Annotated in this window: 24 protein-coding genes; 12 read left to right on the forward strand and 12 right to left on the reverse strand. The window is 62.8% G+C overall.

The window, feature by feature from the left end; all coding sequences use genetic code 11:
- The first annotated feature begins 108 nt into the window (after positions 1 to 108).
- On the forward strand, positions 109 to 2,223 hold the full coding sequence (locus N8H74_RS18110; protein ID WP_262149223.1) for a mechanosensitive ion channel family protein: 2,115 nt from the start codon (positions 109 to 111) through the stop codon (positions 2,221 to 2,223).
- A gap of 1 nt (position 2,224) precedes the next feature.
- On the opposite strand, the gene N8H74_RS18115 is transcribed toward N8H74_RS18110, so the two are convergent.
- On the reverse strand, positions 2,225 to 6,523 hold the full coding sequence (locus N8H74_RS18115) for a DEAD/DEAH box helicase (RefSeq protein WP_262149225.1): 4,299 nt from the start codon (positions 6,521 to 6,523) through the stop codon (positions 2,225 to 2,227).
- Between the two features lie 196 nt (positions 6,524 to 6,719).
- Here N8H74_RS18115 and N8H74_RS18120 point away from each other — a divergent pair, with 196 nt between their 5' ends.
- Both N8H74_RS18120 and N8H74_RS18125 read left to right on the forward strand, forming a co-directional pair.
- Positions 6,720 to 7,604, forward strand: coding sequence for an NAD(P)-dependent oxidoreductase (locus N8H74_RS18120; protein WP_262149227.1), 885 nt, complete (start codon positions 6,720 to 6,722; stop codon positions 7,602 to 7,604).
- Positions 7,597 to 8,526, forward strand: a complete 930-nt coding sequence (locus N8H74_RS18125) for an NAD-dependent epimerase/dehydratase family protein (protein WP_262149229.1) — start codon at positions 7,597 to 7,599, stop codon at positions 8,524 to 8,526. The genes N8H74_RS18120 and N8H74_RS18125 overlap by 8 nt, the downstream gene beginning before the upstream one ends.
- Positions 8,527 to 8,777: 251 nt before the next feature.
- Here N8H74_RS18125 and N8H74_RS18130 read toward each other — a convergent pair whose 3' ends face one another.
- The 8 genes from N8H74_RS18130 to N8H74_RS18165 all read right to left on the reverse strand — a co-directional run bounded on the left by N8H74_RS18130 (position 8,778) and on the right by N8H74_RS18165 (position 15,091).
- Positions 8,778 to 9,476: an OmpW family outer membrane protein gene (locus tag N8H74_RS18130; RefSeq protein WP_065259536.1), complete on the reverse strand. Its 699-nt coding sequence runs from the start codon at positions 9,474 to 9,476 to the stop codon at positions 8,778 to 8,780.
- A 164-nt stretch (positions 9,477 to 9,640) separates the two neighbouring features.
- Positions 9,641 to 10,159, reverse strand: coding sequence for a DUF3299 domain-containing protein (locus N8H74_RS18135; protein WP_217830237.1), 519 nt, complete (start codon positions 10,157 to 10,159; stop codon positions 9,641 to 9,643).
- Positions 10,160 to 10,170: 11 nt separating this feature from the next.
- Entirely contained in the window at positions 10,171 to 11,436 is a 1,266-nt protein-coding gene (locus N8H74_RS18140) for an ABC transporter permease (protein ID WP_217830235.1), read from the reverse strand.
- A 1-nt stretch (position 11,437) separates the two neighbouring features.
- Entirely contained in the window at positions 11,438 to 12,148 is a 711-nt protein-coding gene (locus N8H74_RS18145; RefSeq protein WP_262149232.1) for an ABC transporter ATP-binding protein, read from the reverse strand.
- 92 nt (positions 12,149 to 12,240) lie between these two features.
- Entirely contained in the window at positions 12,241 to 12,834 is a 594-nt protein-coding gene (locus N8H74_RS18150) for a DUF2796 domain-containing protein (protein ID WP_217830232.1), read from the reverse strand.
- A gap of 156 nt (positions 12,835 to 12,990) precedes the next feature.
- A complete protein-coding gene (locus tag N8H74_RS18155) occupies positions 12,991 to 13,557 on the reverse strand; it encodes a hypothetical protein (protein ID WP_262149235.1) in 567 nt (188 codons plus the stop codon).
- Complete coding sequence (locus N8H74_RS18160; RefSeq protein ID WP_262149237.1) at positions 13,554 to 14,513, reverse strand: CHAP domain-containing protein; 960 nt, start codon at positions 14,511 to 14,513, stop codon at positions 13,554 to 13,556. The genes N8H74_RS18155 and N8H74_RS18160 overlap by 4 nt, the downstream gene beginning before the upstream one ends.
- Positions 14,510 to 15,091, reverse strand: a complete 582-nt coding sequence (locus N8H74_RS18165) for a PAAR domain-containing protein (RefSeq protein ID WP_262149239.1) — start codon at positions 15,089 to 15,091, stop codon at positions 14,510 to 14,512. Before N8H74_RS18165 ends, N8H74_RS18160 begins: the two co-directional genes overlap by 4 nt.
- Positions 15,092 to 15,216: 125 nt before the next feature.
- Between N8H74_RS18165 and N8H74_RS18170 the strand changes: the two genes are divergently transcribed.
- Entirely contained in the window at positions 15,217 to 15,570 is a 354-nt protein-coding gene (locus tag N8H74_RS18170; RefSeq protein ID WP_262149241.1) for a hypothetical protein, read from the forward strand.
- Between the two features lie 46 nt (positions 15,571 to 15,616).
- Here N8H74_RS18170 and trxA read toward each other — a convergent pair whose 3' ends face one another.
- From trxA to N8H74_RS18185, 3 genes are read right to left on the reverse strand one after another with little or no spacing between them, the layout of a single operon-like run.
- Positions 15,617 to 16,489 carry a thioredoxin gene (gene trxA, locus N8H74_RS18175; protein ID WP_217830228.1) on the reverse strand — a complete coding sequence of 291 codons (873 nt, stop codon included), beginning with the start codon at positions 16,487 to 16,489 and terminating at the stop codon, positions 15,617 to 15,619.
- Between the two features lie 39 nt (positions 16,490 to 16,528).
- Positions 16,529 to 17,185 (reverse strand): 50S ribosomal protein L11 methyltransferase, encoded by a 657-nt coding sequence (locus N8H74_RS18180; RefSeq protein ID WP_262149246.1) that lies wholly within the window; start codon positions 17,183 to 17,185, stop codon positions 16,529 to 16,531.
- Positions 17,182 to 17,646 (reverse strand): YbaY family lipoprotein, encoded by a 465-nt coding sequence (locus N8H74_RS18185; RefSeq protein ID WP_217830226.1) that lies wholly within the window; start codon positions 17,644 to 17,646, stop codon positions 17,182 to 17,184. The genes N8H74_RS18180 and N8H74_RS18185 overlap by 4 nt, the downstream gene beginning before the upstream one ends.
- 128 nt (positions 17,647 to 17,774) lie before the next feature.
- Between N8H74_RS18185 and nrdR the strand changes: the two genes are divergently transcribed.
- The 8 genes from nrdR (at position 17,775) to N8H74_RS18225 (ending at position 23,759) form a co-directional block, all read left to right on the forward strand.
- On the forward strand, positions 17,775 to 18,239 hold the full coding sequence (nrdR, locus tag N8H74_RS18190) for a transcriptional regulator NrdR (RefSeq protein WP_007906838.1): 465 nt from the start codon (positions 17,775 to 17,777) through the stop codon (positions 18,237 to 18,239).
- Entirely contained in the window at positions 18,236 to 19,369 is a 1,134-nt protein-coding gene (gene ribD, locus N8H74_RS18195; protein ID WP_262149249.1) for a bifunctional diaminohydroxyphosphoribosylaminopyrimidine deaminase/5-amino-6-(5-phosphoribosylamino)uracil reductase RibD, read from the forward strand. Before nrdR ends, ribD begins: the two co-directional genes overlap by 4 nt.
- 47 nt (positions 19,370 to 19,416) lie before the next feature.
- The gene (locus N8H74_RS18200) at positions 19,417 to 20,079 is read left to right on the forward strand and encodes a riboflavin synthase (RefSeq protein WP_217830223.1); all 663 of its coding nucleotides are present in this window, start codon (positions 19,417 to 19,419) and stop codon (positions 20,077 to 20,079) included.
- Positions 20,080 to 20,109: 30 nt separating this feature from the next.
- Positions 20,110 to 21,201, forward strand: coding sequence for a bifunctional 3,4-dihydroxy-2-butanone-4-phosphate synthase/GTP cyclohydrolase II (gene ribBA, locus N8H74_RS18205; protein ID WP_217830222.1), 1,092 nt, complete (start codon positions 20,110 to 20,112; stop codon positions 21,199 to 21,201).
- A 91-nt stretch (positions 21,202 to 21,292) separates the two neighbouring features.
- Entirely contained in the window at positions 21,293 to 21,769 is a 477-nt protein-coding gene (ribE, locus tag N8H74_RS18210) for a 6,7-dimethyl-8-ribityllumazine synthase (RefSeq protein ID WP_003228649.1), read from the forward strand.
- The gene (nusB, locus tag N8H74_RS18215; protein ID WP_217830220.1) at positions 21,766 to 22,266 is read left to right on the forward strand and encodes a transcription antitermination factor NusB; all 501 of its coding nucleotides are present in this window, start codon (positions 21,766 to 21,768) and stop codon (positions 22,264 to 22,266) included. The genes ribE and nusB overlap by 4 nt, the downstream gene beginning before the upstream one ends.
- A gap of 27 nt (positions 22,267 to 22,293) precedes the next feature.
- Positions 22,294 to 23,259, forward strand: a complete 966-nt coding sequence (gene thiL, locus N8H74_RS18220) for a thiamine-phosphate kinase (protein ID WP_262149252.1) — start codon at positions 22,294 to 22,296, stop codon at positions 23,257 to 23,259.
- The gene (locus N8H74_RS18225; protein WP_262149254.1) at positions 23,256 to 23,759 is read left to right on the forward strand and encodes a phosphatidylglycerophosphatase A; all 504 of its coding nucleotides are present in this window, start codon (positions 23,256 to 23,258) and stop codon (positions 23,757 to 23,759) included. Before thiL ends, N8H74_RS18225 begins: the two co-directional genes overlap by 4 nt.
- Positions 23,760 to 23,774 lie beyond the last annotated feature (15 nt).

Raw genomic sequence — 23,774 nt, forward strand, 5'->3', positions numbered from 1 at the left:
TGGGGGTACGGGTGGTCGCTGAGGGGCTTTGATTTCCATTCAAAACCGAACTTGTCCGCCATTCACCGATCAGTTCCTTACAGGTTCACCCAAAGGGAGATCGGAGTTTTGATCAAGTTCAGGATCGTCATTCTGCTGGGAGCACTGCTGTTTCTCGGCGCCAGTGAACTGGATGCCGCCACGCTGCCGGGCGTTCCGGCCACTGCGCAAAAGCCCGCCGAACCCGAGCCGCTGGTGCAGGGCGGACTACTCGGCGCCATCAGTTCCAGCATCGACGACGTACAGGACAAACTCGATCTCAACGAACATCTGGTCGATGCCTGGCGCCTGCGTGCCGACCGGGCGGCGGATGAAGTCGACAGGCTGGTCAATCAGCCGTCGGACCGCTCTGGGTGGAGCGTGACTGGCGATTTCCTGATGCTGTCGGGGGTGTGGCTCGGCACCTTCGCCCTGTTGACCGTGCTGGGCAGTTTGCTCGGCAAGCGTCTGCGCGAAGGCCGCTGGTTGCGCAGTCGCCAGCGCAGCCAGGATCTGCTCGGCTACCTGCTGCCCTACACCTTGCCGGCACTGATCTGCCTGCCGCTGACCCTGTACGTCAGCCATTTCCTGCCGGTCTCGGTCGGCCGCGCACTGGCGCTGTGTTTTGCCTACGCCACCAGCAGCGGGATCTTTTCCACCTCGATGCTGTTGTGTGTGGTGGTGATGTTCAACGTCGGCCATAAGCGCCGGGCGGTGCAGATCATTCGTGACTACTGCCCGAAACCGCTGTTCCTGATCGGCTTCCTCGCGGCCCTCAGCGATGCCCTGACCAGTCCGCAGATCGCCCGGCAACTGGGCGGCAATATCACCAGCAGCATCGCTGTGTTCACGGGCTTGCTGGCGTCGATCATCTTCGGTCTGCTGGTGATCCGCCTGCGCCGGCCGGTGGCGCATCTGATCCGCAACCGCTCGCTGGTGCAGCGTCTGAAACAACCGTCGTTGCAGGAATCGCTGCGGATTTTTTCCGGACTCTGGTACTGGCCGATCGTGCTGATGGTGCTGGTGTCGGCGGTCAATCTGATCGGCATCGGCGAGGACAACCAGAAAGCCTTGCGCTGCGCGTTGTTGACCACGGTGCTGCTGATCGGCACGGTGTTTCTCAGCACCGTCCTGCAACACCTGTTCAAGTCGCGCCGGGCCGAGGCGATCCAGCGCAGCAGCGCCTACAAGGAACGCTTTCTCAGTCTGCTGCATGCCTTGCTGCGGATCGTCATCGCAATTGCATTCATCGATATTCTCGGGCGGATCTGGGGCGTGTCGCTGATCGACTTCGCTCAGAGCAGCACCGTCGGTCGGGCGATCAGCAATGCCTTGAGCAGCATCGGCCTGATCTTTCTGGTGACGTGGCTGCTGTGGGTGGTGCTCGACACAGCAATCCAGGAAGCGTTGAAACCACCGCTCAACAAACGTGCATCGCGCCAGCCGAGTACGCGGGTGAAAACCATCCTGCCGTTGCTGCGCAATGCGATCAAAATCATTCTGGTGGTGATCTGCGCGATCACCACCATGGCCAATCTGGGGATCAACGTCGCGCCGCTGCTGGCGGGTGCCGGGGTCGTGGGGCTGGCCATCGGTTTCGGTTCGCAGCAACTGGTGCAGGACGTGATCACCGGGCTGTTCATCATCATCGAAGACACCCTGTCGATCGGCGACTGGGTGGTGCTCGACTCCGGGCATGCCGGCACGGTCGAAGGCCTGACCATTCGCACCCTGCGCCTGCGTGACGGCAAGGGGTTTGTGCATTCGGTGCCGTTCGGCCAGATCAAGGCCGTGACCAATCAATCGCGGCAGTTTGCGTTCGCGTTTTTCTCGGTGCAGTTCACCTATGACACCGATGTCGAGAAGGCCATCGAGCTGATCCGCCAGGCCGGGGACTCGATCCGCGAAGACCCGTTTCTCAAGTACAACCTGCAAGGGCCGCTGGATGTGTTCGGGGTGGACCGGATGGACCTCAACGGTGTGGTGCTGACGGCGCAGTTCCGTACCGTGTCGGGCGGGCAATATGCGGTGAGCCGGGCGTTCAACCAGCGTTTGAAAAAGCTTGTGGATAACAGCCCGTGGGTGCATTTCGCGCAGACTTATCCACAACAGGTTCTGTTGCCGAAGCGGCAAGGTGTGGACGTTGAAGACCCAGTGCCTGAGTCATCGCCGGTTGTGTTGCCGCAGCAGGCCCGGACTCCATAGATCAATGCCGAATCAGTTTGTCGCGTACCTCGGCCATCACCGATTGCTCCAGCTCCACCCAGAATTGTGGTTTGCCGGCAATTTCCGCCGCCACCGGCAAGCCGTCCCGATACACCAGCCGATTGCTCGCCAGCGCCGGTACTTTTGCGCCCGGCAACAAGGTGCCGGCGAGGTTCAGCGGATCCACCCCGCACACGGCGATCAGGCTGCCGTCATGGGGGCGGCGACGGACTTCGCGCAGCAACGGGATCGCTTCGGGCAGGGCAAATTGCTCACCCGCCAGACCACTGACAAACCGCCCGCCCCGGATCTCGCCACGGGCCTCCAGGCGATGGAACGTGCGCAGCAGTTCGCGCCAGTTCGGCAACCAGTCCGCCTCGCGCTCGAGCAAGCGCCAGAACACCACGCCGTAACGGCGCAACAGAGTCATGGCGATGTGTTCCAGGGTTTCCGGAGCGGGTTTGTCCACCACCGCAACCGATCCTCGGCGCAGCAACGCCCAACGCCCGGCATCATCCATTCCGCCGACAAACGCCCCGCGTCCGCGCCGACTGCTGCGTTGCTGGCGCTTGCTCGCCGGGGTGATCAGCGCCCGCAGTCCGGCGAAGCTGTCGGCGTTGACCAAACCGGCGCCGACCAGTTCCTGCAAGGCGATTTCCAGTTCCGTGCGCAGCAGGTGTGCCTCATGCACCAGTTCGTCGAAAAACAGTGCGCCGTGTTGGCTGAGCGCCTCGAAAACCTTCTGCGCTTTTGGTGTCAGTTCGTTCTCCGGTGTTTGTTCGGCCAGCGTGCTCCACAGGCCGACGTGAGTGCGTGGCAGCAACACGATGGGCGTGCTGCGCAACGCCGTGCCGCCGCTCTTCTGTCGGGCGCTGAGGCGCGTCCATACCAGTTTGCCGTTGCGACACAGATCATCCAGCCAGCCCGGCGAGTAGTCCTTGAGCCGCGCCGGGAGGATGTCGCTGTCCCACGCCGAAGCCGCTGCCGGGTAGCCTTCGAACTGGCCGACAATCGTCGGCAACACGGCACTGCCCTGGCCTCGGGTCGCTGTAGATAAGTGCTGCCAGTCGAACAGGAAACGCATGAAATCCTGCAGCGCCACCGGTTCGATTTCCCGGCGCAGGCGCTTGACCGTGTAGCGATGAATTCGCGCCAGCAAATGCCGTTCGCACCATTCCTCGACATCCAGCCCCGGCGTGAAGTGGCCGCGCAGCACATAGCCCTCGCGCTCCAGTTGCGCGAGGGCCTGATTGACACGGGTTGTGGCCAGCGCCAACGGTGCGGCAATGGCGGGCAGCGGCAACGGGCCGAACGCACCGAGCCGTGCGCGGATCACTTCCCGCAGCGCGTCCTCGGCTGTCCACGCCTCGTCGAATCCGCGCAGCGCTTGCAGCGCGGGCTCAACGGCAGCCTGTGGATACAGCGCTTGCAGGCAAGTCAGGCGCTCCCGGGGCAACCAGAGCGAATGCGCCGGGTCGACCGGCAAGCGACACGCGCGGCCAGTGTCGGCCAGGGTTTGCAGCCATTCAGGCCAATGTTCGTTGGCCGCCACTTCGGTAGCGCTGATGCACGCCAGGCTCATCAGCGCTTCGTGCATTTCATCGACGTTGCCCGGCGTCGGCCAGGCCTCTTCCCGCACGGCGCTGATCGCGTCGGCGTCCAGCGCGCCGAGGTCATCGGTGGATTGCGGATCGCTCCAGCGACGGTTGAGCACGGCTTGGGTGCGGCGTTCTTCCAGCGGTGCGTCGTCGAGAAAGGTGTAGGGGCGGGCGCTGAGGATTTCTGCCGCCAGCGGTGACGGCGCGGGGAGGTCGCGGCTGATCAAACGCACGTCGCCGCGCTCCATGCGCCGCAGCAGATCGAGCCAGCCTTCGCTGTCCATCGCCTCATGCAGGCAATCGTCGAGGGTTTGTTCCACCAGCGGATGCTCGGGGATTTCCCGTTCGCCGGCGAGGTTTTCCAGGCAGGCGATCTGGTCGGGAAACACGCTGGCGATCAGGTCTTCGCTTTTCATTCGCTGCAGTTGTGGCGCGACTTTGCGCCCGCCGGTAAAACGCGGCAGCGCCAGCGCGACACCGGCATTCCAGCGCCAGCGCACGCCGAACAGCGGCGCCTCCAGCACGGCTTGAATCAGGATGTGTTCGGCGCTGTGGCTGTGCAGGTAGCGCCAGACTTCGTCGAGTTCGAAGCTGTGGCTGGTGGACAGCGACAGCACGATCGCGTCTTCGCTGGCGGCGGCCTGCAATTCGAAGTTGAACGTGCGGCAGAAACGCTTGCGCAGGGCCAGGCCCCAGGCGCGGTTGATGCGGCTGCCAAATGGCGAGTGGATGATCAACTGGGTGCCGCCGGACTCGTCGAAAAAACGCTCCATCAGCAGCGTGTCTTGCGAGGGCAGCGCGCCGAGGGCCTGGCGGGCGCGGGCCAGGTAGTCCACCAGTTGTTCGGCGCTGGCCGGGTTCAGGCCGAGGGTGCCGGTCAGCCAGTCGAGGGCCGGTTGCAGATTGCCGGGGCTGGCGCCGAGCAATTCATCGAGCTGCGCTTGCAGGCGGGCCACCGCCGCCGACAGTTCATCGCTGCGTCCCGGCGCTTCGCCGAGCCAGAACGGAATGGTCGGCGACTGGCCCTGGGCATCCTCGACCCGGACCTTGCCGGTTTCCACCCGCAGGATGCGATAGGAGGTATTGCCGAGCTGGAACACATCGCCGGCAATGCTTTCCACGGCGAAGTCTTCGTTGACACTGCCGATGTTCAGGCCCTGGGGCTCCAGCAGGACGCTGTAGTCGGCGTTGTCCGGGATGGTGCCGCCACTGGTCACCGCCGTCAGTCGCGCGCCGCGTCGACCGCGCAGGGTCCGGCTCACGGCGTCGCGGTGCAGGTAGGCGCTGCGGATGCCCTGGCGACCGTTGTAGCCTTCGGCAAGCATGCTCAGCAGGGCCTGGTAGTGACGCTCGTCGAGACCGGCGTAGGGTTCAGCCTGACGGAACAGCGCCAGCAGCGCGTCTTCCGACCATTCCTGGCAACTGACTTCGGCGATGATCTGTTGCGCCAGCACGTCCAGGGGCGCCTGGGGAATGTGCAGGGTGTCGAGTTCGCCCCGGCGCACGCAGTCGAGCAGGGCGGCGCATTCGATCAGGTCGTCGCGGGTGGTGGCGAACAGGCGGCCCTTGGGCGTGCCGCCGACCTGGTGCCCGGAGCGGCCGACCCGTTGCAGAAACCCGGCAATCGAACGCGGCGAGGCGATCTGGCAGACGAGGTCGACTTCGCCGATGTCGATCCCCAGCTCCAGCGAGGCGGTGGCGATCAAAACCTGTAGTTCGCCGCGCTTGAGCCGTTGTTCGGCGTCGAGGCGAAATTCCTTGGCCAGACTGCCGTGGTGGGCGGCGACCGCGTGCTTGCCGAGGCGCTCGCTCAGGTGTCGGCTCAGGCGTTCGGCGAGGCGTCGGGTATTGACGAAAATCAGCGTGGTGCGGTGTTCGCGGGCCAGCACGGCGAGGCGGTCGTAAACCAGTTCCCAGACATCATTGGCCATCACCGCCGACAACGGCACCGGCGGCACTTCGATGCCCAGATCCCGTGGCCGGGCGTGGCCGATGTCGACGATTTCGCAGGGGCGTCGATGACCGACGAGAAACCGTGCCACCGCGTCGATCGGTTTTTGCGTGGCTGATAGACCGATCCGGGTCAGCGGTTCCGGACACAGGGCTTGCAACCGTTCCAGGCTCAACGCCAGGTGACTGCCGCGCTTGCCGGCGGCGATGGCGTGGATCTCATCGACGATTACCGTGCGCGTGGTGCCGAGCATTTTGCGGCCGGATTCCGAGCCCAGCAGCACGTAGAGCGATTCCGGGGTGGTCACCAGAATGTGCGGCGCGCGCTTGCGCATGGCGGCGCGGTCTTTCTGCGGGGTATCTCCGGTGCGCACGGCGGTGGTGATTTGCAGCTCCGGCAAATCGAGCTGGCGCAATTGTCCGGTGATTCCCGCCAATGGATTCTGCAGGTTGATGCGGATGTCGTTGGACAACGCCTTGAGCGGCGAAACGTAGACCACCAGGGTTTCATCCGGCAGACCGTCCGGGGTTTCCAGGCCACGGTGGACGAGGTCGTCGATGACGGCGAGGAAGGCGGTGAGGGTCTTGCCCGAGCCTGTAGGGGCGGCGATCAGCGTCGAACGGCGCTGGCGGATCAACGGCCATGCGCGGGCCTGGGCGGCGGTGACCGTCGCGAAGGTCTGGCTGAACCAGGCGCTGACGGCAGGATGGAAGCCTGCCAGGGCGCTGCCGGCGGGGAGAGGCAGATTCATGGGTTCAGTTATGCGGGCGCGGGCGGGAAGATGCAAGTACCGCTCGGGGCGCCGTAAAAATTGACGATCTACACTTTACGGGTGACGGTTGCGCACTAAACCCGCAAAATGCAACGATTCCGGCAATTATCGACGTCGGTGCCACAAGCGCCGTCGCCAAAGCCATCGTTCCAATCAGACTGGGCCTGCTGACTCTATGCGAATGCGCCTTATGTTACTGGGCGGCGGAAATGCCCTTGGGCAGGCGCTGATTCGCCTCGGTGCGGAGGAAGACATCGGTTTCCTCGCCCCCCGCCCGCCAGAAGACGGCTGGGATGCCGCGAGCCTGACACAACTGCTCGACGACACCCGTCCCGATGCGTTGATCAACCTTGCCTATTATTTCGACTGGTTCCAGGCCGAGACCGTCAGCGAAAGCCGTCTGGCCGGGCAAGAGCGAGCGATCGAGCGTCTGGCCGAGCTGTGCCAGCACCACAACATCGTGCTGGTACAACCGTCCAGCTACCGGGTGTTCGACGGCTCGCGCGCCACCGCCTACAGCGAAAAAGACGAACCGGTGCCGCTCGGCCTGCGCGGTCAGGCGCTGTGGCGGATCGAGCAAAGCGTCCGCGCGACCTGCCCGCAACACGTGTTGCTGCGTTTCGGCTGGCTGCTCGACGACAGCCCGGACGGCACCCTCGGGCGCTTCCTCGCCCGTGCCGAGCAACCGGACGAACTGCTGCTGGCCGATGACCGCCGGGGCAATCCGACGCCGGTCGACGACGCGGCACGGGTGATCATCTCGGTGCTCAAGCAACTCGATTGCGCGGCGCCTCTGTGGGGCACTTACCACTACGCCGGACACGAGGCGACCACCTCGCTGGCACTTGGGCAGGCGATCCTCACCGAGGCGCGCAGCCTGCATCAACTGGCCATCGATGAACCGACCGCCCAGGCCCACGCCGCGCGTCCGGACGCCGCCGAAGAGCCGCAGCATGCGGTGCTCGCCTGCAAAAAAATTCTGCACACCTTCGGGATCAAGCCGCGCGCCTGGCGTGCCGCGCTCCCGGGCTTACTGGATAGGTTTTATCGCCATGGCTGACGGCCCTGTTTTAATCACCGGCGGCGCCGGTTTCATCGGCTCGCACCTGGCTGATGCCTTGCTGGCCAAGGGATATTCGGTACGGATTCTCGATGACCTGTCGACCGGCAAGCGCAGCAACCTGTCGCTGGACAATCCCAGGGTCGAACTGATCGTCGGTGATGTCGCCGATGCCGCATTGGTCGCGCAAGCGATGCAAGGTTGCAGCGCGGTCGCGCACCTGGCGGCCGTGGCTTCGGTGCAGGCTTCGGTGGACGATCCGGTGAAGACTCACCAGAGCAACTTCATCGGCACCCTCAACGTCTGCGAAGCGATGCGCCAGGCCGGCGTGAAGCGTGTGCTGTTCGCCTCGAGTGCAGCGGTCTACGGCAACAACGGCGAGGGCGAGTCGATCGACGAGGACACACCAAAGGCGCCGCTGACGCCTTACGCCTCGGACAAACTGGCCGGTGAGCACTACTTCGATTTCTACCGCCGCCAGCATGGCCTGGAGCCGGTGATTTTCCGTTTCTTCAACATCTTCGGCCCCCGCCAGGATCCATCCTCGCCGTACTCCGGGGTCATCAGCATCTTCAGTGAGCGCGCGCAGAAAGGCCTGCCGATCAGCGTGTTCGGCGATGGCGAGCAGACCCGGGATTTCCTCTACGTCGAAGATCTGGTGGATGTGCTGGTGCAGGTGTTCGAAAAGCCTGAAGTGGAAATCGGTGCGGTGAACGTCGGCTGGAATCAGGCGACCAATCTCAAGCAGATGCTTGAAGCGCTGGAGAAAGTCGTCGGTGAATTGCCACCGGTCAGTTATGGCCCGGCGCGGGCTGGCGACATTCGTCATTCGCGGGCGAACAATGCGCGGTTGCTGGAGCGTTTTGTGTGCCCGCAGCCGACGCCACTGAGCGTGGGGCTGGCGCGGCTGCTGGGACGCTAGCGTCAAAAGCCCCTCTCCCGGAGGGAAAAGGCTGGGGTGAGGGACCGATTCGCAACGCATTTGCAGCAGACATGAAAAAGGCGCCCTTCAACAGGCGCCTTTTTCACGGCCGGAATTCCGTTACAACCCTGGAAAATCCTGTGGCAAGGGAAATTATCCCCGTGCGACCGCAGAGCCGTCGCCGTCAGTTCTAAGCCTGCTCACCATTGAGCCTCATTCACCACCACGTGAACGTTCTTTTGAATCGAGGCTTAGAACTTGTAGCCCAGACCGACCATGTACACAAATGGATCGACATCCACATTCACCTTGGCGCGGGTGCCGGGGGCGACCGCGTTGTTCTCGACGGTGGCGCGGGTGTCGATGTCGATGTAGCGCACCTGGGCGTTGAGCATGATGTTGTCGGTCAGCATGTAGTCGGCGCCGACCTGCCAGGCCAGGCCCCAGGAGTTTTTCGCCTTGAAGTTGCTGAAACCGTTGGACTGGGCTTCGCTGCCGACGTGTTCGTCGTAGATCCAGGTGTAGTTGATGCCGCCGCCGATGTACGGCTGGAACGCCGACTTCGAGTCCAGCGGGTAGTAGACGACGCTGAGGGTCGGCGGCAGGTGTTTCAGGGTGCCGAGCTTGCCGTTGGCAGCCGGCAGGGCGGTGCCCTTGAGCTTCACGTCATGCTCGAATGGCGTGGCAGCCAACAACTCGATACCGATGTTGTTGGTGAGCATGTAGGCGAAGTTGAGGCCCAGTTGGGTGTCGCTGCTCATGGTCGCCTTGCCGCCCAGGTTGGTGCCGCTCAGCGGACCCTGATCGACCTTGACGCTGGAGCTGTCGGCCTTCGGGTTGACGGTGATCGCACCGGCGCGAACGATGATGTCGCCGGCTTCGTGGGCATGGGCGAGCGGGGCTGCAAGCGCGAGGGCAAACAGCGAGGCGCTGAGCAAGGACTTGTTCATGGAAGCTCCCAAAGGACGTTAAAAATGTTTGATGTCCTATGGTACGAATCCGTCTGATACGGTCTTTTGACTCAGCTCAATGAAACAGTGATGACAGGTTTTTCGCTGGAACTTTGTGGGTTTGCCCGCGAACTCGACGGATCACACAGCACAAAACTGCCGGATCACTCCGGCAGCTCATACACATAAATCTTGTCCGCCTCCATCTGATACCCGGCATCGGCCAGTTCGCTGGTGGACTGCTTGACCTGCAACGGCCCCTCGACCCAATACGGCTGATACAGCTCGTCGAGTTTCACCCCCAGCTCGCTTTTCACATGCACGATCTGGTTCGACGGCGGTGGCGGTACGTGGATGCAGGCGCCGAAATACGGCACCAGCAGGAAATCGGTCGTGCGGCCTTCTTCGCTGACTTCCAGCGGCACGATATAGCCCGGCAGACGGACGTTCTGCCCGTCCAGGCTCTGCACCACCGGGGCGTTGGGCATGTCCTGTTTGGCGGCGGGTGCCGACTCGGCGGACAGCGCATCGCCCATCTTCGACAGGTCGTGCAGCGGGGTCATGTTCGGCACTTCCGGCGCGGCGTCCGGCGGGATCATCTCCGACCAGGTCAGGTCTTTCGGTGCGGCCGCCCACACGGGCAGGGCGACCAGCAGCAACAGCGCGAGCACGGCGCGGGGCATGGTGAACATCCTCATAAACGGATCGACAGGCCATCGGCCAGGGATTGGCGATACGCGCGCCAGGCCGGTACGCTGCCCATCAGCAGCGCGGCCGCCAGAATGCCACCGAGCAGCGTCCATTCATACTCGCTCGGCCATGCCAGCGGCAGATACAGACCGTAATTGGCCTGCACATAACCCTGGGCGGCGGCGATGCCGATGTACAGCAACCCCAGCCCGGCGATCACCCCGGTCAGCGCCAGGGCAAAGGCTTCCAGCACCAGCAGGCTCGCGATGTGCCAGGGGCGTGCGCCGACCGAACGCAGAATCGCCATCTCCCGGCGCCGCTCATTGAGGCTGGTGAGAATCGCCGTGAGCATGCCGATCAACCCGGTCAGCACCACGAACAGCGACACCACGAACAACGCTTTTTCGGCGGTGCTCATCAGGCTCCACAACTCCTGCAAGGCCACGCCCGGCAGGATCGCCAGCATCGGCTCGCCACGGAACTCGTTGATCTCCCGTTGCAGGGCGAAGGTGGAAATCTTGCTGTTGAGACCAAGCATGAACGCGGTGATCGCTTGCGGCGTCAGGTCCATGTTGCGCGCCTGATCAGCAGTGATCCGGCCATTGCCCCGGGCCGGCACACCGTTGTGCCAGTCGATGTGAATCGCCTCCATGCCGCCGAGGCTGATGTGCAGCGTGCGATCCACCGGCGTGCCGGTGCGCTTGAGAATGCCGACCACGGTGAACGGCTTGTCGTCGTGCTTGACCAGACTGATCGCCGCCACGCCATGGGCCAGCACCAGTTTGTCGCCGAGCTTGTAGTGCAGCGCGTCGGCGACTTCGGCGCCGAGTACCACTTCGAACGGATCGCTGGCGAAGGCGCGGCCGTCCGCCAGTTCCAGATGTTGCTGGCGGCCGTACTGGTAATGCTCGAAATACGCTTCGGTGGTGCCCATCACCCGGTAGCCGCGATGGGAGTCGCCGAGGGACATCGGGATTGCCCACTTCACCTTCGGATCGTTGGCGAAGTGTTCGAAGCTGTCCCAGCGGATGTTGTTGGTGGCGTTGCCGATGCGGAACACCGAGTACAGGAGCAGGTTCACCGATCCCGAGCGGGCGCCGACGATCAGGTCGGTGCCACTGATGGTGCTGGCGAAGCTCGCCTTGGCCTCGGTGCGTACCCGTTCCACCGCGAGCAGCAGGCACACGGAAAGGGCGATCGCGAAGGCAGTCAGCAGTGCGGTGAAACGGCGGTTGGCCAGGCTGGCCATGGCCAGACGGAGCAAATACATCTCAGACCTCGGCAGACGTGGCGGCGCGATTGAGCTCGGCCAGGGACAGATGACGGTCGAACAGCGGCGCCAGGCTCTGGTCGTGGCTGACGAACAACAGGCTCGAACCGGCCTCGCGGCATTCGGCGAACAGCAGGCGAATGAAGTTTTCCCGGGCGTCGTAATCCAGTGCCGAAGTCGGCTCGTCGGCAATCACCAGTTCCGGCTGGCCAATCAGCGCACGGGCCGCAGCGACCCGTTGTTGCTGGCCGATCGACAGCGAGTCGGCGCGGCGCCCGAGGATGTTTTCATCCTGCAGACCGAGGTGGGCGAGCAGGGTGGCTGCCGCCTGATCGATACTGCCATGACGCTGCTTCGCCCGCTCGGCGCGCAGTTTCGAGAAGTGGCACGGCAGTTCGACGTTCTCGCGCACCGAAAGAAACGGCAGCAAGTTGAACTGCTGGAAGATGTAGCCGGTGTGATCGACCCGAAAGCGATCGCGCGCGCCGGCACCGAGTTCGGTCAGCTCCTGGCCGAGCAGGCGGATGCTGCCGCGACCGGGCTTCTGCACCCCGCCGAGCAGGCCGAGCAGGGTGGTCTTGCCACTGCCGCTCGGGCCTTTGAGGAACAGGGTTTCGCCCGGTTCCAGGCGAAACGCCGGGATGTCCAGCAGCGGCGGGTGACCGGGCCAGTTGAAGCCCAGGTCGGACAGTTCGATGAGTGCTTGGGTCATGGCGCGGTTTTCATGGGATCGGGTGGTGTCTCACTCAACATAATCCCCTGTGGGAGGGGGCAGTCCCTTCCCACAGGGAGTCTTCATGCCGTTCAGAACTTCAGGGCTGGTGCCTTGGAGGTGACTTCCGTGCCCTGCTGGCCGCTGGCGCTGATCAGTTGTACCTGGACTTTCTGGGTCGCCGGGAAAGTGTTGAAGATGTTCGCCAGATCCAGCGTCTTCAACGCGCCCGGAGTCGCGCAACTGAACTGGTAATGCGCGTGGATTTCGCTGTGGTCGTGGTGATGCTCGTGACCGTCCTTGTTCGCTTCTTCATCGTCATGGTCGTCGGCGTCCGGCTTGTCGCCGAACAGCGGGCTCTCCAGTTCCTGACTGACGACCTTGCAACCGGCGGCGGCTGGCAAGTTGAACAGCGCCAGCGGCTTCTCCAGTTGCGCACGGGCGGCGGCGACCTTGGCTTTGTCGGCGTCGCTGGTGGCGGCATGTTCGAAGCCGACAAGGTTCATCGCCGGACTTTCCAGCTCCAGTTCCAGGGTTTGCCCATCCAGCGCGGCATTGAGGCGACCGACGCCATGTTCATGGGCGCCGAGGCTGCCGTGTTCATGATCGTGGTCATGTTCGTCGACGGCATGGGCAACGGCCAGCGGCAACAGGGCAAACGGCAAAGCGAGCAGCAGACGACGCATGGCGGTCTCCGGGAAGTAAAGTGAAGAGTTTGTTATGTAATCTTATAACGAAAGTGCGCAGAGTTTGCCCGCCTGTCCCACTTTGCGCAAGACGTGACTAGGCACCGCCCGGAAGCTTGCGGGGCGGCGCGTAGATTGGAGGTCACGATTTTTGAGTCAGTAGCCTACGCCGGGGTAGTCGAACCAGTAGTGTCCCGATAGCACTTGCCTGATCAGATTTGCATCCAGGATGCTCGGCGCATCGCGAGCAAAGCGCTCGCGCCAGGCCGGCAGCCACCAGTAGTTGAGGGCTGTTCCGCGCGGAAGTGTCACCAGTTTCATAACTTCCCGGTCTATTTTGCCCTCAGCGTAGAGTTGATGGCTGCGATCCATGAGCCCCATGTATTGACCGATCGGTAACTCGAACATCAACGCAGTGGTGAAGATTTTTTCACTCTGACTGAACGCCGGGCTTTGTAGTATCTGCAGTGCTTCGCAGGTGTACGGCTTGGGTTCGCCAGCGATTTTCTGGCCTTCGGGAGTAGAGAGTATGTCGAAACGGTCGTCCATATCCCGCCAGTCGATACGGCTGTTACCCTCAAAATAATTGCGGATCACGGCGGTGAGCGGACCCGGCGCTGTGTTCTGGTAGGTACAGGCTGAAAGGTTGGCGGGCGACCAAAATCGCCATGCCACAATCAGTAAAAGTGAAGCAGTCAGGACTATCCAGAGAAGACGTTTCATTGTGGTGTGCTGTATTTGTATCGCCGAAAGATGGTGAAGTCGTGATCGCTGGCATGGGCGTTGCCGGACCTCTGACGGAAGCCGACATCGTTGACTTCGATTTTCTCCCAGCCAGCAGAAATGCATACGCCCTGAATCAAGACAAAACCAACATGTCCGCTGGCATCCGAATAATTGACAGCATATGCACCGACGTCGCCGGGTAGAGGTGAGCGTTGCACGCTCCAGCTCTTAAGCAAACGATTTTCGTCAGCCCACTCTCCGGCCAACGGCGGGCCGACTTTTGAGTATCCAGGAATGTATTTCGACTTGCCGTGTTCGATCAGTGCCACGTTGATTCCCACGGCGGTCAGCACGTCATAAACGAAGAGGTTGCATTTGTGGGTGTTGGCGGGGAATTCGACGCTTTTGCTGGACTCATCGGCGGTCCTGTGCGGCAAGGACTTTTTACTCCGATCGCCAGCCCAGACTGTGGAGTTGCGATGCGAGAGCGCCTCTAACAGTATCTTGCGTGGCAGATCCTGAATGACAACTTTCACTGTATTGGTCTTGTTTTGGCGCTTCACGCCGTATTCCACTTCATAAAACATGTCCTGGGTAACGGCACCGGTGTTGGACAGGGGGACCTTCACCCAGGGTGATACTGCAACGATTGTCAGCAGATTACCCGGGGTCAGCGTGGATTCGTTGACGGCCTTTTTCGTGCCGGAAACACCGATGATCTGGATGACCACGTCGTGGGTCTTGCGGTTTTTGATCGACGGCAGCTTCTTCGCATCGTCGCGGGTGATAACGGTTTGCTCTTTGTCTGAAACAAGGGAGTAGGTAAAGGGGGTGTCCTTCTTTTGGACAATGTTGTCATCGACGACCTGCCCATCAATCAACATTTGAAACTTTACACCTCCTGGTGGCTGCATCAGGAAGTCTTTAAAGACCAGCTTGATTTCCGATTTCATGACAGATCCTGTTTCAGCGGTTCTTCATAGGAGTAGAACGTCCATTCGGCTTCCTCTCCGACCATGAGCGTGTCGTAATCCTCAGGGTTTTCGACCCGGTGCTCGCAACCTTCACCGGTAGCAGTGCAGGTGCTGTCCTGCAGGACGGCGATCTTTTTCTTGTCTTTGAGCTTGTAGGCCAGCCCTGGTTTTTTCGTATCGTCCTGGCGTTCGATGATCACTTGCAGATAACGATGCGCAGCCAGGGCCGCAATTGCTGGGCCCATATCGATGGGGGCGGGACGACCAATGCCGGCGAAGCCGCTGTGTTGCTGGGTCAGCAGCTTGTTGGCCATGGGCGGACAGCCGCAGGCGACGTAGTCTCCTTCCAGCGCGGCCGGACCGGCGGGCAGAATCAGGGTTCTTTCGCCCACCGCTACGATCGGGCCTTTGCCTGGGCTGCACGCCGGACAACTGGCGAGTTGTCCGATAGAGGCAATAATTTCTCCCTCGATCAGGAGATTTTCATTTCCCTCGAGAATCACGCCGCCCGTCGAAGTCGGGCCTCCCTTCGACGCCAGTTTTCGTCCTGAAGACATGGGCATCCTTTCCCTGAAAAAAGAAAAAATGTAGTCGATAGCCAGTCATGCGTGCCGTCTGGACACTTGGTGTTACACAAGACTCATGGGAGCATGCAGGTCAGAAATGTGCAGGAGCGAACCCCATGTTGCGTATACGCGGAACCGTCGGCGACTTGCCGGTGGACTTGACGCTGGAGCTGGATGAGAGCGACTGGGCGCGGCTCGGCTCGCAGTTCGGTATGTCGGTGCAGACGGCTCAACCGGCCACCACAACGCCCACGGCGAAGCCGCAGAATCAGGACGATGCGTTGTGGCAGGTGGCGAGGGATCTGTTGCGCAAGGCCGGGCAACTCAGCGGGCCGGATCTGCTGGATCAACTGGAAGGGCTGACCGGCAGTGCGGTGGCGGGCAAGCGTTTGCTGGTGCGCTTGCGCCACAGTGCGGACGTGAAAGTCGCGAATGGCGGGGATACGCCGCTCTATAGCTGGATCGAGTAAGCGGCAAAAAGATCGCAGCCCGTTGCAGGCTGCGATCTTTAAATCTTCAGTAAAGCGCCGCGAACACCTTGCGCCGGTAGGCAGTCACCAGCGGGTGATCGTTGCCCAGCAGCTCGAACACTTGCAGCAAGGTCTTGTGCGGCAGGCCCTCGCCGTAGCTGCGGTTGCGGATGAACAGCTTGAGCAGCGCGTCCAGCGCCGCTTCGTACTGCTGACGGGCCAGTTGCTGGATCGCCAGTTGGTACACCGCCTCATCGTCCTGCGGATTCTGCGCCAGACGACTTTTCAGGTCGGCGGCGTCCGGCAAGTCCCGGGCCAGGCCGAGGAACTTGATCTGCGCCTTGGCGCCGGCCAGCGCGGCTTTGTGCTCATCGGTCTTGACCGCGTCGAGCACGGTTTGCGCCTCGCCCAGTTCGCCACGTTCGGTCAGGCAGCGGGCGTAGAGAATCAGCGCCTTGGCGTTGGTGTTGTCTTCGCCCAGCAGCACCACCAGCACCGCTTCGGCATCGGCGAAGCGGCCGTCATCGAACAGCGCCTGGGCCTGTTCCAGCGGATCGGCGGCGGCCGGTGGCGGCATTTGCACATGGGGTTCGAGCAATGCACGCACGGCGGACTCCGGCTGCGCCCCGGCGAAACCGTCGACCGGTTGCCCGTCCTTGAACAGCACCACGGTCGGCAGGCTGCGGATACCGAAGCGGGCGACGATGTCCTGCTCGATGTCGCAGTTGACCTTGGCCAGCAGCAACTCGCCCTGATAGCTCTCAGCGATGCCTTGCAGCATCGGCATCAGCGCCTTGCACGGCGCACACCATTCGGCCCAGAAATCCACCAGCACCGGTTTTTGGAAGGAGGCTTCGATCACCGACTGGTCGAAATCGGCCGTCGTGGCGTCGAAGATGTACGGCGTTTGCTGACTCATGGGGCATCTCGTAAAAGCGTGAATGGGGCAACTATACGGTCAGGCACGGGCCGCATGGTAGAGGCTGACATGCCGAAACTCTTGCGGCTCGGCCAGATCCGGCAGGGTCATGGCTTCGAGCATTTCGATGCGCCGATACAGCGGATGACGAAAATCCCGCACCCGGGAATCCGCCACCAGCGCTTCGCGGCCACGGCTTAGAAACGCATCGAGCAACGGCAGGTTTTCCCGGTCGTACAACACGTCCGCCACCAGGATCAGATCGAAGCGATCCTGCTCGGCAAAGAAGTCCGTCGAGTAATTCATGTGCACGTCGTTGAGTTCGGCGTTCGCCCGGCACGCGGCAATCGCCAGCGGATCGAGATCGCAGGCCACCACTTCCAGCGCACCGGCCTTCACGGCGGCAATCCCGGCGATTCCGGAACCGGCGCCGAAATCCAGCACCCGTTTGCCCCGGACCCATTCGGGAAACTCGGCCAGATAACGCGCTACCGCCAATCCACTGGCCCAGCAGAAACTCCAGTAGGGCGGTTCATGGAGAATCCGCCGGGTTTCGTCCGGGGTGAATTCCCGGGCCATGTTGTCGCCGTCGATCAGCCACAGTTGCAGATCGGTGTCCGGCAACGGGCAGGCGACCAGACGCGCATCGCCGAGCAGTTCACCCAAGGCCCGTTGCAGGTCGAGCGGTGCATTCATGGTGCTTTGACAAATTGCAGTTGGCCCAGGGCCTGGGTGGTCGGCTGGGTGATGGTTTGCGACGGCAGATGCAGGATCAACTGCCCGGACTGACTGGCGCGACCGCGCAGTTCAACCCGCGCACCGGCCGGGAAGGCTTCGGGGTTGAAGCGCAGATGAAACGGCAGGATCTGGTTGTTGCCGATCAGGCTGGAGCTGGCGAGCAATTGTTGCGGGCGATCCTTTTCATCGATCACCAGCAGCGCCAGTTCGACTTCGGCGCCGGCCGGCACGCCTTGCAGGGTGCCGCTCAGCTCACGTTGATAGGCCGGCAGCGGGCCGAGGTCGGCGGCTTCCCGGGCTTTCTTCTGCGCCTGCTGCGGCGCCGGGCCGGGTGTCGGCGGCTGAGGCTTGGGTGCGTCGCTGCCACAGGCCACCAGAAGGGTGAAAAGGCTGAGCAAAACGAGCGGACGTAACGGCATTGGCAGCTCCGGCAAAATGAAATCCATGGATCAAACGATCATGGCAGTCTGTATACCGCAAAGCCTATGGCTTGTCTTGCCACCGGGATGCGCTACCATGGCCCTCCCTTTTTTTGTTGCCAGCCACCATGCACTGTCCCTTCTGCGGTGCCAACGACACCAAGGTCATCGACTCGCGTCTGGTCGCCGAGGGCGAGCAGGTGCGCCGCCGGCGTGAATGCCTGGCCTGCGGCGAGCGTTTCACGACGTTCGAGACGGCCGAACTGGTGTTGCCGCGCCTGATCAAAACCGATGGCAGCCGCCAGCCGTTCGACGAAGAAAAACTCCGCGCCGGCATGCAGCGCGCCCTGGAAAAACGCCCGGTGAGTGTCGAGCGTCTCGAATCCTCGCTGGTCCACATCAAGCACAAGCTGCGCGCCACCGGCGAGCGCGAGGTCAAATCCCTCGTGGTCGGCGAACTGGTGATGGCCGAGCTGAAGAAGCTCGATGAAGTGGCCTACATCCGTTTCGCCTCGGTCTATCGGCGCTTTCAGGATCTCAACGAGTTCCGCGAAGAGATCGACCGTCTCGCCCGCGAGCCGGTGAAAGAATGACCAGCACCGCCGAGCAGGCCATCCTCGACGCCCATTTCATGGCTCGCGCCCTGGAGCTGGCGCGCAAGGGTCACTACACCACTCATCCCAATCCACGGGTCGGCTGTGTGGTCGTGCGCGACGGGCAGATCGTCGGCGAAGGCTGGCACGAACGCGCCGGCGAACCGCACGCCGAAGTCCACGCCCTGCGCGCTGCCGGTGATCTGGCCCTCGGCGCCACCGCTTACGTCACGCTCGAACCTTGCAGCCATCACGGCCGCACGCCGCCGTGCGCCGATGCGCTGGTAAAGGCCGGCGTCGGGCGGGTGGTCGCGGCGATGCGCGATCCCAATCCACAAGTCGCCGGACGCGGTTTGCAGCGTCTGGCCGATGCCGGCATCGCCACTGAAAGCGGCGTGCTGGAAGCCGAGGCGCGCAAGCTCAACCAGGGTTTCCTGAAGCGCATGGAGCACGGCTTGCCGTTCGTGCGGGTCAAGTTGGCGATGAGTCTCGACGGCCGCACGGCGATGGACAGTGGCGAAAGCCAATGGATCACTGGTCCGGCCGCCCGTTCGGCGGTGCAGCGTTTGCGCGCCCAGGCCAGCGTGGTGCTGACCGGTGCCGATACGGTACTGGCCGATGGCGCCCGTTTGACCGTGCGCGCGGACGAGTTGGGACTGGATGCCGGGCAGACCGCGCTGGTTATGAGCCGTCCGCCGCTGCGGGTGCTGATCGACGGGCGTCTGCGGGTGCCGCTGGATGCGCCGTTCTTCAAGGCCGGCCCGGCGCTGGTCGCCACCTGCATGGCGGTCGAAGAACAGTACGCCAACGGTCCGGAGTGCCTGAACGTGCCGGGCGCGGACGGTCAGGTCGATCTGCATCAATTGCTGGTCGAGCTTGCCAACCGTGGCGTCAACGAAGTGCTGGTCGAGGCCGGCCCGCGATTGGCCGGTGCGTTTGCCCAGCAAGGGCTGGTCGATGAGTTCGTGATCTTCATCGCCGGCAAGTTTCTTGGCTCGACGGCACGGCCGCTGCTCGACTGGCCGCTGGCGTACATGAAAGACGCGCCAGAGCTGAAAATCAGTGAAATTCGTGCGGTGGGCGATGACTGGCGAGTCACTGCCATCCCTGTGCCATCGACGAGCGTATAATTTTCGGCCATCGCGTTAGCGCTGGCTTCGTTCTCAAGGAGAACCCCATGTTTACCGGCATCATCGAATCCATCGGCAGTATCCGCGCACTGACCCCCAAGGGCGGTGATGTACGGGTGCATGTCGAAACCGGCAAGCTCGACCTGAGCGACGTCAAACTGGGCGACAGCATCGCCGTCAACGGCGTCTGCCTGACCGCCGTCGAGCTGCCGGGCAACGGCTTTGCCGCCGATGTCAGTCGCGAAACCCTCGACTGCACGGCCATGAATGACCTGAAAAGCGGCAGCCCGGTCAATCTGGAAAAAGCCCTGACGCCGACCACCCGTCTCGGCGGGCATCTGGTCAGCGGTCACGTCGACGGTGTCGGCGAGGTGGTTTCGCGCAGCGACAATGCCCGCGCCGTGGAATTTCGCATCCGCGCGCCGAAGGAGCTGGCCAGGTACATCGCCCATAAAGGCTCGATCACCGTTGACGGCACCAGCCTGACCGTGAACGCGGTCGACGGCGCCGAATTCCTCCTGACGATCATCCCCCACACCCTGAGCGAAACCATCATGGCGTCGTACAAGCCTGGCCGCCGGGTGAACCTGGAAGTCGACTTGCTGGCGCGCTATCTCGAGCGTCTGCTGCTGGGCGACAAGGCGGCCGAGCCGACGTCCGGTGGCATCACCGAAAGCTTTCTGGCCCAAAACGGCTATCTCAAATCCTGAAGCTCAAATTCCCAAAGAAGGGGGTGCCTTGTGGCGCTCAATAGCATCGAAGAACTGGTTGAAGACATCCGCCAAGGCAAGATGGTCATCCTCATGGATGACGAAGACCGCGAGAACGAAGGCGACCTGATCATGGCCGCCGAATGCTGCAAGGCCGAGCACATCAACTTCATGGCCAAGCACGCCCGTGGCCTGATCTGCATGCCGATGAGCCGCGAGCGCTGCGAAACCCTCAAGCTGCCGCTGATGGCCCCGCGCAACGGTTCCGGCTTCGGCACCAAGTTCACCGTCTCGATCGAAGCCGCCGAAGGCGTGACCACCGGTATCTCCGCCGCTGACCGCGCCCGCACCGTGCAGGCGGCCGCCGCGAAAGACGCCAAGGCCGAGGATATCGTCAGCCCTGGCCACATTTTCCCGCTGATGGCCCAGGCCGGCGGCACCCTGGCCCGTGCCGGCCACACCGAAGCGGCATGCGACCTGGCGCGCATGGCCGGTTTCGAGCCGAGCGGTGTGATCTGCGAAGTGATGAACGATGACGGCACCATGTCCCGTCGCGCCGAACTCGAAGCATTCGCCGCCGAACACAACATCAAGATCGGCACCATCGCCGACCTGATCCACTACCGGATGATCCACGAACGTACCGTTCAGCGGATTGCCGAGCAGCCGCTGGACAGCGAACTGGGCCAATTCAACCTGGTGACCTATCGTGATTCGGTGGAAGGCGACGTACACATGGCCCTGACCCTGGGCAATGTCTGCGCCGAAGAACCGACCCTGGTTCGCGTACACAACATGGACCCGCTGCGTGACCTGCTGATGGTCAAACAACCGGGCCGCTGGAGCCTGCGCGCCGCCATGGCTGCGGTTGCCGAGGCCGGCAGCGGCGTGGTGCTGTTGCTCGGGCACCCGCTCGACGGTGACGTGCTGCTGGCGCACATCCGTGAAACCGGCGATCAGGCAGCGGTGAAAAAACCGACCACCTACAGCATCGTCGGTGCCGGTTCGCAGATCCTGCGCGACCTCGGTGTACGCAAAATGCGCCTGATGTCGGCACCGATGAAGTTCAATGCGATATCCGGTTTCGATCTGGAAGTTGTAGAATACGTGCCCTCCGAATAATGACCGGGTGTTTCCGGCCGAACGTTCGCGGTAAATAAATCACTGAGGGGCGCGTAACAGACGCGTCCCGGCTCTTTAAGAGATCTGACGAATGACCCTGAAGACCATCGAAGGTACCTTCATCGCCCCTAAAGGCCGCTACGCTCTGGTAGTGGGCCGTTTCAACAGCTTCGTGGTTGAAAGCCTGGTCAGCGGTGCAGTTGATGCCCTGGTTCGCCATGGCGTTAGCGAAAGCGACATCACCATCATCCGCGCACCTGGCGCCTTCGAAATCCCGCTGGTTGCGCAGAAAGTCGCCCAGAAAGGCGAGTTCGCGGCAATCATCGCCCTGGGCGCGGTCATTCGTGGCGGTACTCCGCACTTCGAATACGTGGCGGGCGAATGCACCAAGGGCCTGGCCCAGGTGTCCATGGAGTTCGGCGTACCGGTCGCGTTCGGCGTCCTGACCGTCGACTCCATCGAGCAAGCCATCGAGCGTTCCGGCACCAAGGCCGGCAACAAAGGTGCTGAAGCTGCCCTGTCCGCTCTGGAAATGGTCAGCCTGCTGGCGCAGTTGGAGGCCAAGTGATTAGCGACGATAGCGATCGTTTCAACCCGCGCGATCCGAAACCTGCGGATGCCGGCAAGCCATCGAAAAGCGCCAAGCGCCGCGAAGCCCGTCAGCTCGCGACTCAGGCCCTGTATCAATGGCACATGGCTAAGGCTTCGCTGAACGAGATCGAAGCGCAATTCCGGGTCGATAACGATTTCAGCGATGTCGACGGCGCGTATTTCCGCGAAATCCTGCACGGGGTTCCGGCCAGCCGCACCGAAATCGACACCGCGCTCAAGCCTTGCCTGGACCTGGCGATCGAAGAGCTGGACCCGGTTGAACTGGCGGTTCTGCGCCTGTCCACCTGGGAACTGCTCAAGCGCGTCGACGTGCCTTACCGCGTTGTGATCAACGAAGGTATCGAACTGGCCAAGGTCTTCGGTTCCACCGACGGCCACAAGTTCGTCAACGGTGTGCTCGACAAGCTGGCCCCGCGCCTGCGTGAAGCTGAAGTGAAGGCGTTCAAGCGCTGATCGGCGCTTGAACGCTTTATCTCAGCCATGGGCGAGTTTGAGCTGATCCGCAATTTCTTCGCCGCCGCGCCTTGTGCGCAGGGCGGCGAGGGCGTTGCCCTGGGGATCGGCGATGACTGCGCCTTGCTGGCGGTTCCCTCCGGGGAGCAACTGGCGGTTTCCACCGATACGCTGGTGGCCGGTGTGCATTTCGCCGACCCCTGCGATCCGTTTCTGCTCGGTCAGCGCTCGCTGGCCGTGGCGGTCAGCGATCTCGCTGCCATGGGCGCCACGCCCGTTGCCTTTACCCTTGCCCTGACCCTGCCGAAGGTGACCGCCGATTGGCTGCAAGCCTATGCCCGTGGTTTGAACCGCATGGCGCAGAGCTGCGGCGTGGCGCTGGTCGGCGGCGACACCACCCGTGGGCCATTGAGCCTGACCGTGACCGTGTTCGGTCGGGTCCCGGCCGGCCAGGCCCTGACCCGCAGTGGCGCCCGACCGGGTGACCTGCTGTGCGTCGGCGGTGAGCTGGGCAATGCCGCCGGGGCCTTGCCGCTGGTGCTCGGTCAGCGAGACGCTGCGCCGGGCATCGCGCAGCCGTTGCTCGATCATTACTGGTCGCCGCAACCGCAACTGGCCCTCGGCCAGGCCCTGCGCGGCAAGGCCACTTCGGCCCTCGACATCTCCGATGGCTTGCTCGCCGACTGCGGCCACATCGCGCTGGCCTCCCAGGTACGCCTTGAGGTTGAACGCGAGCGCGTGCCGTTGTCGGATGCTCTGGTGAGCTTTCTTGGCCAGCGCGGTGCCGAACGTGCCGCGCTGAGCGGCGGTGACGATTATGTGCTGGCCTTCACCTTACCGTCTGTCGAGTTGTCGGCACTGCTGGCAGATGGCTGGCCTGTCCATGTAATCGGGCAGGTGACCGAGGGGCAGGGCGTGGTGCTGCTGGATCGCGACGGCCATGACATCACCCCGCAAATCCGGGGTTATCAACATTTTCAGGAGACACCGTGACCGATCACCCGAAACAGGTTCCGGCCGAATTCGTCCCGCCTTCTGTCTGGCGCAATCCCTGGCATTTCCTCGCCTTCGGTTTCGGCTCGGGCACCTTGCCCAAGGCGCCGGGCACGTGGGGCTCGTTAGTTGCGCTACCCTTTATTCCGTTGTGGCAGATGCTGCCCGACTGGGGCTACTGGCTGATGCTCGGGATCACCATGCTGTTCGGCTTCTGGCTGTGCGGCAAGGTGGCCGACGATCTGCGGGTGCATGACCACGAAGGCATCGTCTGGGACGAGATGGTCGGGATGTGGATCACCCTCTGGCTGGTGCCGGAAGGCTGGTACTGGTTGCTCGCGGGGTTTGTGGTGTTCCGCTTCTTCGACATTCTCAAGCCATGGCCGATCCGCTGGATCGATCGTCATGTGCATGGCGGCGTCGGCATCATGCTCGACGACGTGCTGGCCGGCGTGTTCGCCTGGCTGGCGATGCAAGGGCTGGTATGGATTTTCACCTGATCTTGCGGATTTAGA

Origin of the sequence: Pseudomonas sp. B2M1-30 (assembly GCF_025447575.1) — a bacterium.
GTDB lineage: Bacteria > Pseudomonadota > Gammaproteobacteria > Pseudomonadales > Pseudomonadaceae > Aquipseudomonas > Aquipseudomonas botevensis.

Bases quoted from the DNA above. Each gene is read 5' to 3' on its own strand.
- N8H74_RS18115 (WP_262149225.1), bottom strand. From the start codon at position 6,523: ATGAATCTGCCTCTCCCCGCCGGCAGCGCCCTGGCAGGCTTCCATCCT.
- N8H74_RS18120 (WP_262149227.1), top strand. From the start codon at position 6,720: ATGCGAATGCGCCTTATGTTACTGGGCGGCGGAAATGCCCTTGGGCAG.
- N8H74_RS18125 (WP_262149229.1), top strand. From the start codon at position 7,597: ATGGCTGACGGCCCTGTTTTAATCACCGGCGGCGCCGGTTTCATCGGC.
- N8H74_RS18130 (WP_065259536.1), bottom strand. From the start codon at position 9,476: ATGAACAAGTCCTTGCTCAGCGCCTCGCTGTTTGCCCTCGCGCTTGCA.
- N8H74_RS18135 (WP_217830237.1), bottom strand. From the start codon at position 10,159: ATGCCCCGCGCCGTGCTCGCGCTGTTGCTGCTGGTCGCCCTGCCCGTG.
- N8H74_RS18140 (WP_217830235.1), bottom strand. From the start codon at position 11,436: ATGTATTTGCTCCGTCTGGCCATGGCCAGCCTGGCCAACCGCCGTTTC.
- N8H74_RS18145 (WP_262149232.1), bottom strand. From the start codon at position 12,148: ATGACCCAAGCACTCATCGAACTGTCCGACCTGGGCTTCAACTGGCCC.
- N8H74_RS18150 (WP_217830232.1), bottom strand. From the start codon at position 12,834: ATGCGTCGTCTGCTGCTCGCTTTGCCGTTTGCCCTGTTGCCGCTGGCC.
- N8H74_RS18155 (WP_262149235.1), bottom strand. From the start codon at position 13,557: ATGAAACGTCTTCTCTGGATAGTCCTGACTGCTTCACTTTTACTGATT.
- N8H74_RS18160 (WP_262149237.1), bottom strand. From the start codon at position 14,513: ATGAAATCGGAAATCAAGCTGGTCTTTAAAGACTTCCTGATGCAGCCA.
- N8H74_RS18165 (WP_262149239.1), bottom strand. From the start codon at position 15,091: ATGTCTTCAGGACGAAAACTGGCGTCGAAGGGAGGCCCGACTTCGACG.
- N8H74_RS18170 (WP_262149241.1), top strand. From the start codon at position 15,217: ATGTTGCGTATACGCGGAACCGTCGGCGACTTGCCGGTGGACTTGACG.
- trxA (WP_217830228.1), bottom strand. From the start codon at position 16,489: ATGAGTCAGCAAACGCCGTACATCTTCGACGCCACGACGGCCGATTTC.
- N8H74_RS18180 (WP_262149246.1), bottom strand. From the start codon at position 17,185: ATGAATGCACCGCTCGACCTGCAACGGGCCTTGGGTGAACTGCTCGGC.
- N8H74_RS18185 (WP_217830226.1), bottom strand. From the start codon at position 17,646: ATGCCGTTACGTCCGCTCGTTTTGCTCAGCCTTTTCACCCTTCTGGTG.
- nrdR (WP_007906838.1), top strand. From the start codon at position 17,775: ATGCACTGTCCCTTCTGCGGTGCCAACGACACCAAGGTCATCGACTCG.
- ribD (WP_262149249.1), top strand. From the start codon at position 18,236: ATGACCAGCACCGCCGAGCAGGCCATCCTCGACGCCCATTTCATGGCT.
- N8H74_RS18200 (WP_217830223.1), top strand. From the start codon at position 19,417: ATGTTTACCGGCATCATCGAATCCATCGGCAGTATCCGCGCACTGACC.
- ribE (WP_003228649.1), top strand. From the start codon at position 21,293: ATGACCCTGAAGACCATCGAAGGTACCTTCATCGCCCCTAAAGGCCGC.
- thiL (WP_262149252.1), top strand. From the start codon at position 22,294: ATGGGCGAGTTTGAGCTGATCCGCAATTTCTTCGCCGCCGCGCCTTGT.